The sequence below is a fragment of the Bradyrhizobium sp. 23AC genome, from assembly GCF_054863025.1.
The window spans coordinates 219,390-237,126 of record NZ_JAVAYN010000001.1 but is presented as its reverse complement, the minus strand read 5'-3'; the positions used below and the strand labels follow the sequence as shown (position 1 = coordinate 237,126).

Annotated in this window: 18 protein-coding genes; 11 read left to right on the top strand and 7 right to left on the bottom strand. The window is 64.6% G+C overall.

Annotated elements, in window-relative coordinates:
* The first annotated feature begins 391 nt into the window (after positions 1-391).
* On the top strand, positions 392-595 hold the full coding sequence (locus RAD10_RS01110; protein ID WP_091955664.1) for a hypothetical protein: 204 nt from the start codon (positions 392-394) through the stop codon (positions 593-595).
* On the opposite strand, the gene RAD10_RS01105 is transcribed toward RAD10_RS01110, so the two are convergent.
* The 4 genes from RAD10_RS01105 to RAD10_RS01090 form a co-directional block, all read right to left on the bottom strand.
* Positions 596-1,099 (bottom strand): DUF6496 domain-containing protein, encoded by a 504-nt coding sequence (locus tag RAD10_RS01105; protein WP_461615979.1) that lies wholly within the window; start codon positions 1,097-1,099, stop codon positions 596-598.
* A gap of 69 nt (positions 1,100-1,168) precedes the next feature.
* The gene (locus tag RAD10_RS01100) at positions 1,169-1,951 is read right to left on the bottom strand and encodes an alpha/beta fold hydrolase (RefSeq protein ID WP_461615978.1); all 783 of its coding nucleotides are present in this window, start codon (positions 1,949-1,951) and stop codon (positions 1,169-1,171) included.
* A gap of 4 nt (positions 1,952-1,955) precedes the next feature.
* Positions 1,956-3,251 (bottom strand): O-acetylhomoserine aminocarboxypropyltransferase, encoded by a 1,296-nt coding sequence (locus tag RAD10_RS01095; RefSeq protein ID WP_461615977.1) that lies wholly within the window; start codon positions 3,249-3,251, stop codon positions 1,956-1,958.
* A gap of 262 nt (positions 3,252-3,513) precedes the next feature.
* On the bottom strand, positions 3,514-4,305 hold the full coding sequence (locus RAD10_RS01090) for an IclR family transcriptional regulator (protein ID WP_461615976.1): 792 nt from the start codon (positions 4,303-4,305) through the stop codon (positions 3,514-3,516).
* 127 nt (positions 4,306-4,432) lie between these two features.
* On the opposite strand from RAD10_RS01090, the gene RAD10_RS01085 reads away from it, so the two are divergent.
* The 7 genes from RAD10_RS01085 (at position 4,433) to RAD10_RS01055 (ending at position 10,746) form a co-directional block, all read left to right on the top strand.
* Positions 4,433-5,398 (top strand): Bug family tripartite tricarboxylate transporter substrate binding protein, encoded by a 966-nt coding sequence (locus RAD10_RS01085; RefSeq protein WP_461615975.1) that lies wholly within the window; start codon positions 4,433-4,435, stop codon positions 5,396-5,398.
* A gap of 3 nt (positions 5,399-5,401) precedes the next feature.
* Positions 5,402-6,019 carry a flavin reductase family protein gene (locus tag RAD10_RS01080; RefSeq protein WP_461615974.1) on the top strand — a complete coding sequence of 206 codons (618 nt, stop codon included), beginning with the start codon at positions 5,402-5,404 and terminating at the stop codon, positions 6,017-6,019.
* A 44-nt stretch (positions 6,020-6,063) separates the two neighbouring features.
* Complete coding sequence (locus RAD10_RS01075; protein WP_461615973.1) at positions 6,064-6,924, top strand: fumarylacetoacetate hydrolase family protein; 861 nt, start codon at positions 6,064-6,066, stop codon at positions 6,922-6,924.
* A 3-nt stretch (positions 6,925-6,927) separates the two neighbouring features.
* Entirely contained in the window at positions 6,928-7,731 is an 804-nt protein-coding gene (hpaH, locus tag RAD10_RS01070; protein ID WP_461615972.1) for a 2-oxo-hept-4-ene-1,7-dioate hydratase, read from the top strand.
* A 25-nt stretch (positions 7,732-7,756) separates the two neighbouring features.
* Positions 7,757-8,149 (top strand): RidA family protein, encoded by a 393-nt coding sequence (locus tag RAD10_RS01065; protein ID WP_179738329.1) that lies wholly within the window; start codon positions 7,757-7,759, stop codon positions 8,147-8,149.
* A 14-nt stretch (positions 8,150-8,163) separates the two neighbouring features.
* Complete coding sequence (locus RAD10_RS01060; protein WP_104463575.1) at positions 8,164-9,039, top strand: amidohydrolase family protein; 876 nt, start codon at positions 8,164-8,166, stop codon at positions 9,037-9,039.
* 183 nt (positions 9,040-9,222) lie between these two features.
* Positions 9,223-10,746, top strand: coding sequence for a tannase/feruloyl esterase family alpha/beta hydrolase (locus tag RAD10_RS01055; protein ID WP_461615971.1), 1,524 nt, complete (start codon positions 9,223-9,225; stop codon positions 10,744-10,746).
* A 29-nt stretch (positions 10,747-10,775) separates the two neighbouring features.
* On the opposite strand, the gene RAD10_RS01050 is transcribed toward RAD10_RS01055, so the two are convergent.
* Together RAD10_RS01050 and RAD10_RS01045 are read right to left on the bottom strand one after the other, a co-directional pair.
* Entirely contained in the window at positions 10,776-11,783 is a 1,008-nt protein-coding gene (locus tag RAD10_RS01050; protein WP_461615970.1) for an LLM class flavin-dependent oxidoreductase, read from the bottom strand.
* Between the two features lie 146 nt (positions 11,784-11,929).
* Positions 11,930-12,790 (bottom strand): hypothetical protein, encoded by an 861-nt coding sequence (locus tag RAD10_RS01045; RefSeq protein WP_461615969.1) that lies wholly within the window; start codon positions 12,788-12,790, stop codon positions 11,930-11,932.
* Between the two features lie 298 nt (positions 12,791-13,088).
* On the opposite strand from RAD10_RS01045, the gene RAD10_RS01040 reads away from it, so the two are divergent.
* From RAD10_RS01040 to RAD10_RS01030, 3 genes are all read left to right on the top strand, one after another.
* Entirely contained in the window at positions 13,089-13,577 is a 489-nt protein-coding gene (locus tag RAD10_RS01040) for a Twin-arginine translocation pathway signal (RefSeq protein WP_461615968.1), read from the top strand.
* Positions 13,578-13,589: 12 nt separating this feature from the next.
* The gene (locus RAD10_RS01035) at positions 13,590-14,228 is read left to right on the top strand and encodes a ferric reductase-like transmembrane domain-containing protein (protein WP_461615967.1); all 639 of its coding nucleotides are present in this window, start codon (positions 13,590-13,592) and stop codon (positions 14,226-14,228) included.
* Between the two features lie 230 nt (positions 14,229-14,458).
* Complete coding sequence (locus tag RAD10_RS01030; protein WP_461615966.1) at positions 14,459-14,935, top strand: cyclic nucleotide-binding domain-containing protein; 477 nt, start codon at positions 14,459-14,461, stop codon at positions 14,933-14,935.
* A 133-nt stretch (positions 14,936-15,068) separates the two neighbouring features.
* On the opposite strand, the gene RAD10_RS01025 is transcribed toward RAD10_RS01030, so the two are convergent.
* Positions 15,069-16,277, bottom strand: a complete 1,209-nt coding sequence (locus RAD10_RS01025; protein WP_461615965.1) for a DUF418 domain-containing protein — start codon at positions 16,275-16,277, stop codon at positions 15,069-15,071.
* Positions 16,278-17,737: the final 1,460 nt, after the last annotated feature.

The window sequence follows — 17,737 nt, the reverse complement described above, 5'->3', positions numbered from 1 at the left end:
CAACGGACGCGTGGGCACGCTTCGCTTTGCCCACCCTACAAGAGCCCGGGATGTCGTCACAGCCGACGACCGTTGGCCGCGAGATGAATCCGCCTGTCGGCACTTGCGCCGGGAGAAGCGCCCCCGCGCACCGCCCGCAAATATGGATAGCCATTTCATTGACCAATCGCGGCAATCGCTCGATATTCGCAACATCGAAACTGCTCCTCGAGTCCGAGCCGCACGATGAGAACCGATCGCCAGCGCAAGTCTAATGACATGCAAGCCTGCATGACGCGGCGCTGTTTTTCGGCGGCGACGGGTGCCTGTTGTTGTTGCTGAGCTCGTCCTAGCAACATCCACACCGCAAATTTCCAGACAGGAGCGCCGGAGTTCCGGCGAACGAGCAGTCATGTCTCACACCCAGTCGAACGCCTACATCATCGAGATCCACGATCGCGCCGCCGGCATCGTCACGAGGGATGCCCGCGGCTTCCGCTTCTTCTCCTCGGAGCGCCTGTTCGACAGCCTCGAAGGGCGTCAGTTCCGCTCGGCGCGCGAAGCCGAGCGCGCGGCGCGGGCCGTGTTCTCGGAGCGTCGCAATCGCCTGAGCTGATCAGCTCCGGCGGCGTGCCCTGGTGCGGGCCGCTTTCTTCGCGGCAGCGGAGCGGGTCTTGGCGCCCTTGGTCTGGCTCGCCTTCCGCGCGGCAGCTGAACGCGACGCCGCGGTTCGCCGGTTTGAGGCTTGCTTGGTCTGTTTCGAAAGCGCGCTGCGCGATGCGGTCGAGCGCGCCTCCTTCTTCAGGACGTTCTCGACCGCGCGCGACACCTTAGGCCGGCGCTTCGGCGTGCGTTTGCCCTGGCCGACCTCGTAAGCATATTTGGCACTGCGGCGTGTCGATGTCTTGGTTCGCCCCTTGCGCGGTGGCGGCAGATCGACGCCGGCGCGGCGTGCTTCGGACAAGCCGATCGCAATGGCCTGCTTGGTCGACCGCGCGCCGTGCTTGCCCTTCCGGATCCTGTCGATCTCGTCCTTGACGAATTCGCCGGCCTGCGTGCTTGCCGATTTGCCCGCGCGCTTGTCCTGCTTCGCTTTGCGGATCACTTCTTGTCTTGGCATGGGGTGAGTTCCCTCTGGAAATGACAGGGATATCTCACCGCAACGCGCAAGATGATCGAATGATCCTTCTCAGTTCCGCAATGCTGCCAGCAACTCATCCGGCCGCTCGGCCATGATCATGTGGCCGGCACCCGGTACCACGACCGTCTTCGCATGCGGGATCGCAGCGGCAAGCGCCTTGCCTGCCTTCGCCGGGGTCATCATGTCCAGCTCGCCGAGGATGAGCGTCGTCGGCACCTTCACGCTCGCGGCAGCGGCAAGCGCATTCGCGTAAGCATTGCAGGCCGACAAATCCCTGAACAGTACGCCCGGCTCGCAAGACTTCAGCACCGCCTGCGCGCCGCCATGCATCCACAGGCCTGGGGCGAGGCTGCCGCCGAGCTCGGCGTTGAAGCCGAGGCCCCAGATCGACACCATGTCGTTGGCATCCTGCGAGTTGGCCTCGGCGGCCTTCAGCAGATCCGGGCCAACCGTCATGGTCGCGGCAGTGCCGATCAGGCTCAGCGCCGAGACTCTTTCCGGATGTCGCGCCGCCGTCTCCAGCGAGATAAGCGATCCCATGGAATGGCCGATCAGATGCGCCTTCGCAGCTCCCGCCGCATCGAGCAGTGCCGCGGTCCAGTCGGCCATCTCGGCGATGCTGCCGAGCGAAGGCCCGCTGGAGCGGCCGTGGCCGGGAAGGTCCGGCGCAAGCACGGAAAAACCGTGATGGGCGAACCAGCGCGTATGCAGCGCCCAGGTCGAATGGTCGAAGCCGGCGCCGTGGAGGAAGACGACCGCGGGCAGGGACTTGTCGAAGTCGCGGCCGCCGGTTGCTACAAACACATCAGCGCCGTTGACGGAGAGCTTCATGGTGTCAGACCTTCTGCGAGATGCGCAGCGCCTGCGCGAGATCGTCGATGATGTCGCCGGCGGTCTCGATGCCGACCGACAGCCGCACCAGCTCCTCGCCGATGCCGGCCGCCTTGAGCTGCTCGGCATCCATCTGCTGATGGGTGGTCGATGCCGGGTGGATCACCAGCGTCTTGGCATCGCCGACATTGGCGAGGTGGCTGATCATGCGCAGCGATTCGATGAACTTGCGGCCCGCGGGCCGCCCGCCCTTGATACCGAAGGAGATGATCGAGCCGGCGCCGCGCGGCAGCAGCTGCTTTGCGAGCTGATAGTCCGTGTGCGTCTCCATCGAGGGATGCAGCACCCAGTCGACGGCTTTGTTGGATTTGAGCGCTTCCAGCACGAGGTGCGTGTTCTGCATGTGGCGGTCCATGCGCACGCCCAGCGTCTCGACGCCCTGCAGGAGCTGGAACGCGTTGGTGGGCGACAGGCAGGCGCCGAAATCGCGCAGGCCCTCGGTCCGTGCGCGCATGATGAAGGCCGCCGTGCCGAACTGCTCGTCGAAGACGATGCCGTGATAGCCGCCATAGGGCTCGGTCAGCACGCCGAACTTGCCGGATGCGCGCCAGTCGAAGCGGCCGCCGTCGACGATCGCGCCGCCGATCGCGATGCCGTGGCCGCCGATCCATTTGGTCGCCGAATGCATGACGATGTCGGCCCCGAGCTCGATGGGCCGGCTGAGATAGGGCGTGGCAAAGGTGTTGTCGATCAGCAGCGGAATCTTTGCGTCATGGGCGATCTGAGCGACCTTGGGAATGTCGAGCACTTCCAGCCCGGGATTGCCGATGGTTTCGCCGATCACGAGTTTCGTGTTGGGCCTGATCGCCGCGCGGAACGCATCGAGATCGCGCGGCTTCACAAAAGTGGTGGTGATGCCGAAGCGCGGCAGCGTGTGCGCCAGCAGATTGATGGTGCCGCCATAGAGCGAGCTCGACGCCACGATGTGGTCGCTGGCGCTGAGCAGCGTCGCGATCGCCAGATGCAGCGCGGCCATGCCGCTCGCGGTGCAGATCGCGCCGACGCCGCCCTCCAGCGCCGCGAGCCGCTCCTCCAGCACGCCAGTGGTCGGGTTGGAGATGCGCGTATAGATGTGGCCGGCGCGCTCCAGATTGAACAGTGCGGCGGCGTGATCGGAATCCTGGAACACGTAGGACGTGGTCTGGTAGATCGGCACCGCACGGGCTCCGGTCACGGGATCCGGATGCTGGCCCGCATGCAGGCTCAGGGTCTCGAAGGCAGGCGGTTTTGGCGCGGGCATGCGGGGGCCTCGTTTGGTCGGTCGGCGGAGGGGGCGTTGTGCCATAAAAACGCGGACGAAGTCAGCCCATTGACGTCGCGGGGGAGGACGGTGCGCTCCCTCTCCCGCTTGCGGGGGAGGGTTGGGGTGGGGGTATCTCCGCGTCGGGATTGTTGAGGATTGAGGAGAATGTCCCCGCGTGGCGAGAGCCCTCACCCGCCGCACTCTGCGAGCGCGTCGGCCTCTCCCGCAAGCGGGAGAGGCGGAGAAGCGCCGTCCGTGCTCAGCCCCGAATCGCCTGCTCGATACTCCGCGCCTCCCGTAACAAGATCTCCGCGACCTCCTGCTCGCGGCGGGGGCCGAGCCTCGTTCGCACCGCGGAGACGGTGATGGCTGCAGCCGGTCGCCCGTCCGGGGTCTTGATCCAGGTCGAGATCGATTTCGTGCCCTGCACGAGGCCGATTTCCCTCAGGCCGTATCCCAGCCGGCGCGCGGCGGTGACCTCGCCGAGGACCGTCGCCACATCGGTCTTGTAAGCCTCGAACCGCTTCTCGTTCGCTGCGACGATCTTTCGCGCCTCCGGCGCCGGCATCGCCGCGAGGATGGCGACGCCGGCACTGGAGACGCCGAGCGGCCGGCGCGCGCCGATCTCGATCGACAGCACCTGGATCGGATAGATTCCGATCCTGCGGTCGACGCACAGCGTGTCGTTGCCGGTGCGCACCGTCAGGAACATCGTGTCGCCGATCTCGGTGGAGGCACGTTGCAGCGATGGATTGGCGGCGATCAGCAGCCGCGACGGCCGGGGACGTGCCAGCGCGAGCTCCGGCACCTGGTTGCCGATCGCGTAGCGGCCGGTCCGCTCGTGCCGCTCGACGATGCCTTCCTCGATCAGCACGTGGACGATGCGGTGCACGGTCGGACGGGTGAGGCCGGTCGCCCGGATCACTTCGGCCAATGGCACACCGTCCTCGCGGCCTGCGGCAAGAATGCGCAGCACTGCGAGCGCGCGCCGGATCGCCTGCGCGCCCTGTCGGGGTGATGTCGCGTTGCTGGCGATTTTCGTCTTGTCCATAATATGGACAAGAACGCCACAATTCACTCGACAGGACAAGCGCCCATCTGAAGATTGCGTCCCGATCGGGTTGCCGTGCGCATCGCCGCACGCGACATGGAATTGGAAGCGCTGCCGGGAGGTTAACATGAGATTAATCTGGATTGCCATAGCTGCCGCCATCGCGATGCTGGCAGGGCCCGCGTCGGGCCAGCAATGGCCAGCCCGCAGCGTCAAGCTGATCGTGCCTTATCCGGCCGGCGGCAATGTCGACAGCGCCGCGCGCATCGTCGCCGACAAGCTTCAGGAAAAGCTCGGCCAACCCTTCATCATCGAGAACAAGGCCGGCGCCGGCGGCATGATCGCGGGCGAGGCGTTCGCGAAGTCGGCGCCCGACGGCTACACGCTGTTCGTCGGCGCCAACGGCCCAGTGCTGTTCGCGACCGAGATCAACAAGCGTGAGGCCTATAACTGGAAAAAGGACTTCATGCCGATCTCGACCATCTCGATGACGCCGCTGGTGCTCGAGGTGCATCCGTCGGTGCAGGCGACGACGCTGAAGGAATTCCTCGATCTCGCCAAGCGCGAGCCCGGCAAGCTGACGATGGCCTCGCCCGGCCCCGGCACCACCAACCATCTGCTCAGCGAGCTGATGCAGTCGAACCTCGAGCTGCAATGGGTCACCGCGCATTACCGCGGCAATGCGCCGGCGATCAACGATCTGCTCGGCGGCCAGGTGCAGTTCGCATTCGACCAGCTCACGGTCAGCCTTCAGCACATCAAGGCCGGCCTGTTCCGCGCGCTCGCCGTGACCAGCCCGCACCGGCTGAAGTCGCTGCCCGACGTGCCGACCTTCGCCGAGCTCGGCTACAAGGACTTTGATGGCCAGACCTTCACCGGCCTGTTCGCGCCCGCGGGCACGCCGGCGCCCGTCATCGAGAAGCTGCACGAGACGCTGGTTGCGATCCTGAAGGATCCTGCCGTGGTTGACAAATTCGAAAAGCTCGGCGGCGAAGCCACGCCGATGACGCCGGACGAGTTCAAGGCTTATCTCGAGCGCGAGGACGCCAAGTGGATTCCGGTGGTGCGCAAGGCCAACATCAGGGCGGATTGATCGATGCGGATCGATCCGACCGAGCTCGGCGCCGAGCGCATCTACCGCCTGATGACCGGCATCGTGGTGCCGCGTCCGATCGCCTGGGTCACCAGCCTGTCGAGCAAGGGCGTGCTCAATCTCGCCCCGTTCAGCGCCTTCACCTTCGTCTCGCAGAAGCCGCCGATGCTCGCCATCAGCGTCGGCCGCAAGGGCGCCGACTACAAGGACACCGCGCACAACATCCTCGATACCGAGGAATACGTCATCCACATCGCCGATACGCCGCTGATGTCGGCGGTGCACGACTCATCGGTCGAGCATCCGCCTGAAATCAGCGAGGTCGAGCATCTCGGCCTGGAGACGCTGCCCTGCGAGCGTATCAAGGTGCCGCGGCTCGCCGCCGCGCCGGCGGCGATGGAATGCCGCTTCCGGCAGTGTCTCGAGTTCGGCGAGGCCAAGAGCCGGCTGATCGTCGGCGAGGTCGTGATGTTCCATTTGCGCGACGGCCTCGTGAACGACGGCAAGGTCGAGACCAAGGCGCTCGACCCGATCGCGCGCATCGGCGGTCCCCGTTACGCCCGCCTCGGCGAGATCGTGACGCTGAACACCGTATTTCAGACGCCCAAATCGAAAGACTGAGCGCGCCGCCCGCCGCGCTGCCCGACACAAATTGGAGAACGACCATGCGACTCCTGAGCTATCTCGTGGACGGAGAGCCACGCTACGGCGCGGCCGTCGCTGACGGTGTGATCGATCTGACCAGGCGGATCGGCCGCGACTTCTCCGACGTCAAGGCGCTGATCGCGGCCAACGCGCTGTCTGACGCGCAGGAAGCCATCGCGGGCGCGAAGCCGGACTATGCGCTCGACGATCTCGTCCTGCTGCCGCCGGTGCTGGCGCCGGAAAAGCTCTGGTGCATCGGTGTCAACTACGCCGAGCGCAATGCGGAATATAAAGACAATTCGGACCTGCCCAAATATCCCAGCCTGTTCGTGCGCAGCATGTCCTCAATGACCGGCTCCGGCCAGCTGCTAGAGAAGCCCAAGGTTTCCGATCAGCTCGACTATGAAGGCGAGCTCGTCATCGTGATCGGACAGGGCGGCCGCCATATCCCGCGCGAAAAAGCATGGTCGCACATCTTCGGGATGACGCTGTGCAACGAGGGCACGATTCGCGACTGGCTGCGTCACGGCAAGTTCAACGTCACGCAAGGCAAGAATTTCGATCGCTCCGGCAGCATCGGCCCGTGGATTGTCACGTCGGACGAGCTCGACCCGCGTGGCCCGCACGACATCGTCACGCGCGTCAATGGCGAGGTGCGGCAGCAGGACACGACCGAGCGGCTGATGTTCCCGTTCGATTATCTGATCTCCTACCTCTCGACCTTCGCGACGCTGAAGCCCGGCGATATGATCGTGACCGGCACGCCGACGGGGGCGGGCGTTCGCTTCGATCCGCCGCGCTGGCTGAAGGTTGGCGACGTCGTCGAGATCGAGTCGAGCCGCATCGGCGTGCTGCGCAACACCGTTGTGGCGGAGCAGTAAACCATGCTCGATGCCGCCACGATCGAACGGCTTGCCGCGCGCCTGGATGAAGCCGAGCGTACCAAGACGCTGATCCCGATGTTCACGAAGGAATATCCTGATTTCAGCATCGAGGATGCCTACGCCGTTCAGCGCGCCTGGACCAAGCTGCAGCTCGGCCGCGGCCGTGTCATCAAGGGCCACAAGATCGGCCTGACCTCGAAAGCGATGCAGAACGCCGTCGGCATCAACGAGCCCGATTACGGCGTGCTGTTCGCCGACATGTTCTATGCCGACGCCACGCCTGTTCCGTTCGACCGTTTCCACGCGCCGCGGATCGAGGTCGAGCTCGCCTTCGTGCTGAAGGCGCCGCTGCGCGGACCCGACTGCACCATCTTCGACGTGCTCAACGCCACCGATTACGTCACGCCGGCGCTGGAGATTCTTGAAACACGGATGCATCGCGTCGATCCCGAGACCGGGAAGACGCGAAAAGTCATGGACACGATCTCGGACAACGCGGCGAATGCGGCGCTGGTGCTCGGCGGCCGGCCGTTCCGCCCGCTCGATGCGGATCTGCGCTGGATCGGCGCGCTCTTGTTCCGCAACGGCGAGGTCGAGGAAACCGGGCTCGCGGCCGGTGTGCTCAATCACCCCGCCAACGGCATCGCCTGGCTCGCCAACCGCCTCGCGCCGCATGACGAGCATCTCGCCGCCGGCGAAATCGTGCTGGCGGGATCGTTCACACGCCCCGTCGACATCCGCCGCGGCGACACGTTCCATGCCGATTATGGCGCCTTCGGCTCGGTGTCGTGCCAGTTCGTCTGAATCAATAACAAAGAGGAAGCGCACCATGAGTGGTCACACGCGGCGCAGGAGCATCCACATCGGGGGCTTCAAGCACGCCAACCCGATTCCGAACGCCTGCCGCATCGGCAATCTCGTGATGTCTGGCGTCATCCTCGGCCGCGATAACGCCGGCGTCATGCCGGAGAGTCTCGACGCCCAATGCGCCAACATGTTCGCGCACATGAAGGCGACGGTGGAGGCCGCCGGCGGCACCACGGACGATATCATCAAGATGACGGTATGGCTGAAGGACCGCACGCAGCGCGGCCCGGTCAATGTCGAGTGGCTCAAGATGTTTCCGGACGAGCATTCGCGCCCGGCGCGCCACGCGCTGCCGATGGACAATATGGACGGCGGCGCGCTGGTGCAGTGCGACTTCACCGCTGTGATCGACTGAAGGAGTTCTAGCGCATGCCGACCTATCTGCCGTTCGATCCCAATCCGCGCCGCCCGGTCAAGGCACCGCCGCCGAAGACCGTCGACAGCCAGTTCCACGTGCTCGGGCCCATCGACAAATATCCGGAGCGCCCCGGCGCGGCCTATCGGATGCCGACCGCAACATGGGAAGCGGCGCTGCGCGTCCACAAGACGCTCGGCATCGAGCGCGGCATCATCGTGCAGACCACGACCTACGGCGCCGACCACGCCGTCGTGCTCGACGGCCTCGCCGCGATGGGCCCGAACTATCGCGGGTGCGCCAACGCGCTGGTGTTCGCGGAGGCGAACGACGCCTATCTCGCCAAGCTGCATGACGCCGGTGTGCGCGGTGCGCGCTTCAGCTTCCGCCAGGAGCTCGGTGCGGTGCTGTCGGATGCGGATTTCGCCCGCGCCATCGCCCGCATCCGCGAGCTCGGCTGGTACGTCAAGATCCAGCCCGAGAAGGACGGCATCATGTCGAGCGTCGCCAAATACGAGAATCTCGACGTTCCCGTGCTGATCGATCACATGGCGCGCCCCGATCCGGAAGCCGGCAAGAACGATCCGAATTTGCGCAAGATGCTGGAGCTGCTGGCCAAGGGCAATTTCTGGGTGATGCTGTCGCTCGGCGAGAAGACCTCGAAAGCCGGCGCTCCTTACGACGACGTGATCCCGATCGCGCGCGCCTATATCGAGGCCGCCGTCGACCGCTGCGTCTGGGCCAGCGACTGGCCGCACCCGGTCTCGGTGAAGCAGCCGCCCAACGACGCCGATCTGCTCGAGCTGATGTACCGCTACGCGCCCGACCAGGCGGAGCTGGAGAAGATTCTCGTCCACAATCCGGCAAAGCTGTTCGGCTTTCCGGACTAGTCGGAGCATTCACGGTCGGGGGGCCGCATGTTGATCGTCTCGGCACGAAGGTTGCCTCGTCCGGTCTGGCGGGCGGCGCTCGCTTGCATCGCAAGTGTTGCCTCCACCGCAATCGCAGCAGCAAGCGACACCATCCCGCCCGTGACCGCGTGCGATCGGCTCCACCAGGAGGCCGGTCCGGCGATGCGCGTGAGTGAGGCGCAGTCACGTCCGGCGGCCGGCGGGCTTGCCGCGCATTGCGAGGTGATCGCGTATCTGGACGAGCGAACCGGCGCCGACGGCCAGAAGTTCGCCATCGGCCTGCATCTCCGATTGCCGGAGGCGTGGAACGGCCGCTTCGTGTTCCAGGGGCAGGGCGGCACTGACGGCGTTCTCGGCACCGGCGATGCGCAGCCCGGCGGCGGCCAGCCGAGCGCGCTCAGTCAGGGTTTCGCGACGGTTACAACGGATGCCGGCCACAGCAACGCGCCGGGCCCTCTCGGCGGCGCCAGCTTCGGCCTCGATCCACAAGCGCGCATCGATTTCGGCTACCGCGCCGACGATGTCGTGACACGGCAGGCGAGGCACTTCATCGAGACCTATTACGGCCGCTTGCCAAAATACTCCTATTTCCTCGGCTGCTCCAACGGCGGGCGGCACGGCATGGTGATCACGCAGCGCTTCCCGGAGCATTTCGACGGCGTGGCGGCTGGTGCACCGGCGTTTCGAATGCCCGAGAAGGGGCTTTCGGGCGCCGCCGTGACGCAAGCCTTTGCGGCGATCGCACCGAAGGCGCCGGACGGCCGCCCCATCCTGGCGCAGGCCTTGTCCCAGGCCGATATGGATTTGCTCTCCAAGGCGATCGTTCAGTCCTGTGATACAGCCGACGGGCTTGCCGACGGCATCATCGACAATGTGCCGGCCTGTCGTTTTTCGCCGCGTACGCTGCAATGTTCCGCCGAGAAGACCGCGAGCTGTCTCTCCGCCGCGCAGGTCGGCGCGCTCGAAAGCTATTTCCGGGGACCGACCACGGCACAGGGCCGCCGGATCTATGCGTCCTATCCCTATGATTCCGGCATTGCCACGGAGGGATGGCGGCGCTGGATTCTCGGCACGGCACCCGACAGCCGCGTCAACGCGTTCAACGTGTCCTTTGGCGCGACGCTGGCCTATCTCTACATGACGCCGCCCCACGCGCCGTTGGCGAACGAAGCTGAGGCCGTCTACGACTTCTATCGCTCCGTCGATGTGACGGAAGCCCACGCGAAAATCTTCGGCACGAGCGCGGCGATGCCGGAAAGTTCCGTGCAGACGATCTCGGCGAACTCAGTCGATCTCTCCGGCTTCCGTGCGCGGCGCGGCAAGCTGCTGCTCTATCACGGCGTCAGCGATCCCACGTTCTCGGCGCTGGATACGGTCGATTGGTACAAGCGGCTCGCGAGTGCTGTGGGCGGAGAAAAAGAGACGGCCGACTTCGCCCGTCTCTTCCTGGTGCCCGGCATGAACCACTGCTCGGGAGGGCCCGCCACCGACAGCTTCGACGTGCTGACCCCGCTGGTGAACTGGGTCGAGCAGGGCCGCGCGCCTGAGGGCATCGAAGCTCGTGCGGGCGCGAAGACGCCCTGGCCGGACCGCAGCCGGCCGCTGTGCCCCTATCCGCGCCAGGCGCGCTATCTCGGCACTGGCAGCATCGAGCAGGCCGAGAACTTCACCTGCGCCGTCCCTTAAGCCGCCGTGACGCTCGCGCTGCGCATGGCTCACGCCGCCGGCTGCTTCGCCAGCCGATCCCGCACCTGCGCCGCGATCTCAAATGAGCGCAGCCGTGCGGCGTGGTCGTAGATCTGCCCCGTGGTGATCAGCTCGTCCGCGCCGGTATCAGTGATCAACGCCTTCAGCTTCGCTTCGACGACATCAGGGGACCCGACCGCGGAGCAGGACAGCGACTGGCCGACCATGGCCTTCTCCGCCGGCGACCACAGCGCGTCCATGTCGTCCACCGGCGGCGGCAGTGGCCCCGGCGTGCCGCGGCGTAAGTTGATGAATGCCTGCTGCAGCGAGGAGAACATCCGCTGCGCCTCCACGTCGCTATCGGCCGCGAACACATTGACGCCGATCATCGCGTAGGGCTTGTCGAGCTGCGCCGACGGCTCGAAGCGCGCGCGATATTCGCGCAGCGCCGGCATCATCATCTGCGGCGCGAAATGCGAGGCGAACGCGAACGGCAGCCCCAGCATCGCGGCAAGCTGTGCGCCAAAGGTGCTCGATCCCAAAATCCAGAGCGGCACCTTCGTCCCCATGCCGGGCACGGCGCGGATCGCCTGGTTCGGTTGCACATCGCCAAGCAGCGCCTGCAGCTCCAGCACGTCATGCGGAAAATTCTCGGACGTGGTGGCAAGGTCGCGCCGCAGCGCCCGCGCGGTGAACTGGTCGGTGCCCGGCGCGCGGCCGAGCCCAAGATCGATCCGCCCGGGGTAGAGCGTTTCCAGCGTGCCGAACTGCTCGGCAATGACCAGCGGCGAATGGTTCGGCAGCATGACCCCGCCGGAGCCGACGCGGATCGTCCTGGTGCCACCCGCGATATGCCCGATCACCACCGACGTCGCCGCGCTCGCGATGCCCGTCATGTTGTGATGCTCGGCAAGCCAGAACCGCTTGAAGCCCCAGCCTTCCGCATGCCGGGCGAGATCGAGCGAATTGCGGAACGCCTGCGCGGCGTCGCCGCCTTGGCAAATCGGCGCGAGGTCGAGCACGGAGAAGGGGATCATGGTGACGGTCCGGGTGGAGGGCGATATGCGCCGGGCCTTCATATGTAGTGCCATCCAACGCGAATGTTAGCATGGCGCGGTCGCATGACCGTCGGCGCAACGATGCCATTCGAAATTGCCGTGCCGGCCGCTCCAGGAGGCGGCCATCACGTTCTTCCGCGCGTATCCTTCAAGAGGTCCGGTTTGACGCGACCGCCGGCGCCGAAAGCGTTGAGAACCTCGCTGCAGAACGCATCGATCTCGGTGGCATCGGCGCGCACTGCATATTCGGCATCTCCTTTTTCCCCGGCGATGTCTTTCGCAATCCCTTCCGGCGTCGCATGTTGCGAGTTTGGTCCTTTGCGCAAGAACTCGGTCCAGGATGATCGTCCTGTCGCGATGATCGCTTCCGCGGCCTGTGCGTTCGCCTCGATGCCCGGGCATTTGCCGGGGACGGCAAGTGCATAATACGCTGCGAAAACGGAGTTCAACGACTTGTCTGCACCGGGCTCCTGGTCCGGTCGCAGCCCGACTCCGGCGATCGCGTCGGCCTTCGTGCATCGGGCCAATGTCTCCGGCGGATCGCGCCGGGACAGGGACGTAATTTCAATGCCCTTGTCGAGCAACTTCACCCTGACGCGCCACCCCGACGGATTGCCGGGGCTTTTGAGATTGAGGATGTATCCGTTCTTCAGTTTCCGGTGCGACACGATGTCGGCGCCGCACATGGAGCCGCCGCAAAACTCGTAACTGGTCGCGCTGATCGAAGTGATGTCGTCGGGCTTGCGGTGGTAGGACTGGCACTGAGCCGGACTGTTGCCGTATTTGCCGATGAGATCGCGGGGGCCATTGGGATAGGCTTTTCCCTCTCCGGCCTCCGCCGCTATTTGTCCGGCGAAGACCGACAGCGCGGCGATCGCAAGCAGTTGCTTCATGGTCATATCCCCCAATCTTCGTACACGCTCCGGTGTCGTGTCCGGATGATGCCACCGTCTCCACGGAAAGCTACGGCAAAGCCGGCTGCCCATGAAGACGGATGCGCGGCATCGGAGCCTCGCGCGCGCCGTTCACAACACTGTTATTGCGACCCGTTGCGCCCTTCGCCGCAACTGGGCGTTTCAGGCCTGTTGTTGTATGTTTTGCGCAGCCATTGCCCGGTAGGCGCGTGTCCCGGACGCGGTGCAGCGTGAAACGCTGCTCCGCAGAGCCGGGACCCATCAGGCTAGGCCCCGGCTCTGCGGCGCATCACTGCGTGCTGCACCGCGTCCGGGGCACGAGAAATCATCGTACGGCGCGCGATCGCGCAGACCGCCCGGAGGAACTGACATGACCATTGTCGTACTCAACCGCCGCAATCTCCTCGTCGCCGGTGGCGCCGTTCTGGCAACCGGCGTGTCCGGCCTCCTGCTGCCGGCCCGTGCGGCTGGCCTCGCGCCGACCGAAACGATGTCGGGCGGCGCCAACAACTACCGCAAGGGTGCGGCGATCGTGGAGCGCATCGGCAAGGGCGGTTTCTGGATGAGCGGCACGGTGCGCCGCGCCGGCGACGGCGCGCCACTCGCCGGGCAGCGTATCCAGATCTGGGCCCACACGACCGAAGGCCAGGAGCACGAGCCGCAGAGCCACGGCGCCACGCTCACCGACAAGGACGGCAAGTTCCGGCTCGAGATGCCGCAGATCATTCCGATCTTCGGCCAGCCGCATGGTCACCTCGCCTATGACAGCGGCGAATTCAAAACCGTCTTTCTGCGGCCGGTGATGCGGAGCGCCAAGGAAACCAGCCTCGAAGCGCACTTCGTCCTGCAGCCGGCCTGATCGGGCCAGCGAATGACGGGGTGGAGATCGGCCCGGGCGATCCTGATCTGGGTTGCCCTCGCCCTGGCCATCGGCGTGCCGATCGCAGCTGCTGCGGGCAGCGAGCAACTCGCATGGCGTGGTCCGGTCTATATCCTCGCCGGATTCGCCGGAATCATTGCGCTCGGTCTCGTGCTGGTTCAGCCGCTGCTGATCGGCGGATATCTGACGCCGCTGTCGGCCTATCGCGGACGGCGTGCCCATCACTGGATCGGCGGCGTGCTGGCCCTCGCGGTCGTGATCCACGTCGCCGGCCTCTGGATCACCAGCCCGCCTGATATGATCGACGCGCTGACCTACGCATCGCCGACGCCATTCTCGCCCTTCGGCGTGACCGCGATGTGGGCGATCTTCGCCGTTGCCCTTCTAGCTCTTATGCGCCGGCGGTTAGAGCTGCGGCCGCGAACCTGGCGCTTGATTCATATGCCGCTGGCGATCGTCATCGTCGTGGGCAGCGTGGTCCATTGCCTGCTGATCGAGGGAACGATGGAGACGATCTCGAAGGCGGTGCTGTGCATGTTGGTCCTTGCGGCAACTGCAAAGGTCATGATTAACCTGCAGGTGTGGCGAAAGCGAAGGACGCTGCGCGGGGAAAGTGTCGCGCGGCAGTAGGCTGGATCGCGTAGGATGGGTGGAGCGACTTGTCCGTCGTAGCTCAAGGAGCGAAGGCGGAAGCGAAACCCATCTCGCTCTGTCTGCGCGGAAGCTTGACGGGCTTCGCGAGTGCTCTCCCCATCCTACGACACTGCGTCCGCGGCCGACAGCCCCGGATTACGCTAACGCTCCATCCAGGCTACGCCGCTCTGCTTGCCGCAGATAGCGGCGGGGCGTATCTTAGCGCAATGGTTGTCACGGCCCCCGATCTGGAAGCGTTCCTGCTTGCGACGCCGTTCTTCGGCGGCCTTCCGGAGCCAGGTCTCGACCTGCTGATGTCGATGCTGGTCGAGCGCCGCTTCGACGCAGGCGCAACCGTCGTGGCGGAGGGCGAGCCGGGCCGCTCGCTGTTCATCGTCAAATCCGGCCGGCTCGCGGTGAGCAAACGGACGAAGGCGGGGAGCGTCATCCCGATTTCCGTGCTGGAGCGCGGCGACTTCTTCGGTGAGATGACGCTGATCGAAATGCAAAACCGCTCAGCAACGGTTGTCGCGGAAAGCCCGACGGTGCTGTACGAGCTGACCGCCCAAAATCTCTACGCCTGCTACAAGGCCGACATCCACGCCTATGTGATCGTCCTGCAGAACATCAACCGCGAACTGTGCCGGCGGCTGCGTCGGGCAGATGAGCGGTTTGCGAGGCGTGCTGCGGGTAACGACAATTGATAGTGCGTAGGATGGGTAGAGCCCTTGCGAAACCCATCATGCTTCGTCACCACCCGAAAGGATTTGATGGGTTTCGCTTCCGTCTTCGCTCCTTGAGCTACGGCGGACAAGTCACTTGACCCATTCTACGGACTTAGGCCGCCCGTTGGCCCGAGTCGTTGAGCCCAGCCCGTAGAAGCGGCTGCGGCGTGCCGTACATGAGCGTTCGCCATAACCATTCGACGGGACCATATCGGTGCCGACCTAACCACCATCCGCTGAAGATGACCTGGGCGACATAGACCACGAGCCCGATCGCGAGCGCTTCGGCGGCGCCGAGATGACCGAAGAGCCCAAGGCCGTAGCCATAGAAGATCCACCCGAAGATGACGGATTGGGCGAGATAGTTCGTGAACGCCATGCGGCCCAGCGGCGCGGCCCAGCCCAGCAACGCTTTCCCCCTGGCCGAGCTGGCGATAGCGATGATGATGGCACCGTAGCCGAGCGCAAGCAGGATCGTGCCTGCGGGAGTGGCCAGTACGTCGAAACTCGTGCCGGCCATCGCGTTCCCTGCTCTCAACAGGATCATGGCTGCAGCGAGACCAATGCAGCCGGCCCCCGCCGTGAGCAGGAGGACGCGATTCGGCTTTTGCAGGACGCCGCTGCGCCACACAAATGCACCCAATAGAAACAGGCCCAGGGTGCGAGGGAAGACATAGATGTGCAGCGGGAGGATCAAAGCGATTTCGCGAAGCCGGAACGCCAGCACCTCACCGAAGGTTCCAGTTGCATAGACGCGGTTCGCCTCTTCCACATTGCTTTGGATCGACGCGAGACTGGGGAACAGCCCGGGTGGCGACCATATCTGCATCGTCAGGTAAAGCCCGAGAAACGCGGCCGCGCCGGCCAGCAAGAGCCAGCGGGGACCAAACAGGAACGGCAGAACGACGAGACCTGCTATCGCATATTCGGTGAGAATGTCGCCATTCCAGATCAGGCACAGGTGAATCAATCCGATTATCAGCAATACGAGCAGACGGCGAAACAGCAGAAGCGCGCGACGCGAGTTCGCCGCAAGATGCTCGAACTGGATTGCGAGTCCCACGCCGAACAGGAGCGAGAACAGCGCAAACGCCTTCATGTCCACGGCCAGCATCAAGACCGTCTCGACAGCTCGATCCAGAGACGATGCAGGCAGTTCAGCCGGCAGGAACTGCTGGAAGATCGAGACGCGGAATTCGGTAACCAGGTTGATCGCCAGAACGCCAAGCAGGGCCACGCCACGAAGTGCATCGATGCTTTCGATGCGGTCGGAAGGGCTTATGGGGCCGGGGAGGCTTTCGTGGATCGGAGCCAAGACCATTGTGCCACGACTATAGATTGTGGCGCGGCTTTGGGCACCCTCATTTCGCCTATGGCCCCCTGCACCGGTGCTCTACGCGCAGAACTCTTCGCGCGTGGGATGGATAGCGCACCTGCGAAACCCATCACGCTGCGTCACCACCCGTAAGGATTTGATGGCGTTTCGTTTCCGCCTTCGCTCCTTGAGCTACGGCGGACAAGTCGACACCCATCCTGCGAGCCGGCGCCCTGATACGGCTACAGCAACGCCAGCGCGTGCAGCGAGTTTCTATGAAAGCCGAAGGCAACGATGCCGGAGAGCAGCAACGCAATCCCAGTCACGATCAGGCAGCACGCAAACACTATCGAAGCCTCTGGTTCGTCATCCACGACAAAGACGATAATAGATAAAATTTTACCGACAATCGAAAGGAAGGATTAACCTTACCAGCGCGGCCAAACCGGCCGGAGCTCGGTATCAGCGCGTAGGATGGGCGGGGCGCAGCGAAACCCATCGTGCCTTAGCCCGAACAAACGGCTGCGCGGGCGGATGAGCGGTTCGCGGCACTGCAGATGAATGGCCGAAAATGGATGGTGCGCAGGGGACAGAGCCGTTGCGAAACCATCATGTCGCCACGGAGATCGGCCTCGACGGATCTTGGCAGTCACGACTTGTCGTGCGCGTACTTCTCCAAGACCAGCCGATTATACTCGTCCCTGACGGCTCTGCGGGAAATATGTCCCTTCCGGTCTTTGGCGATTTTCAGAAGATCAGGGTCGGTCGGTGCCTTCGATTTCCGCCGAAATCTCGCAAAGAGAGGGGTCGTCGGCTCCGACATCCTTACAAACAGGCGGTCGAACCATCCCATTGTGTCCTCCCGGACAGGCCGCGAGCTAAAAGACTATCACCATGAAACGAGGGGTCAACGTACAGTGCGACGGCATCTTTTCAAAAAAAGCGCGCCAGCACACAGTTTGCAGCGGCCGTCCGCGAAAGCGTGACCTGCATCGGGTCAAAACCCGATATTGACCGCAACGCTTCTGACCCGTCGGGCAAAACACCCAAAATCCGTCAATCCCTCCCCGCAAAGATATTCCACTTTACCGAAATTCGGAATTGCGGCATATTCCCGCCATCCCGGCCCGAGGAGAGGGGCGATCGTACGTCGCAACGAACGTGGGCCGGGGTGCGGTGGACGCGGCTGCGTCGGGCACGGGAAGGCGGGACCAGGGCGGGTGAACCTCGTGAGGTCCTTCTCCGTGTGACGAACGAAGCAGTCGCGTACGGCTAAACCATGTGGTCCTGGCTGTCGTTGCTACAGCCAAGCTTTCGCGAAGATGCATCGGCCAACCGGCGTGGTGCATCGCCTTTCGCGAGGTGACGGAGGCCAGCAGGAACTCGGCTCCGGGGAGAGCAGGCATAAGCCGTCAACCCATCGCGCAGGGAAGGCCGGGTGTTTTCCGGCCCACCTGTTTTCCGCC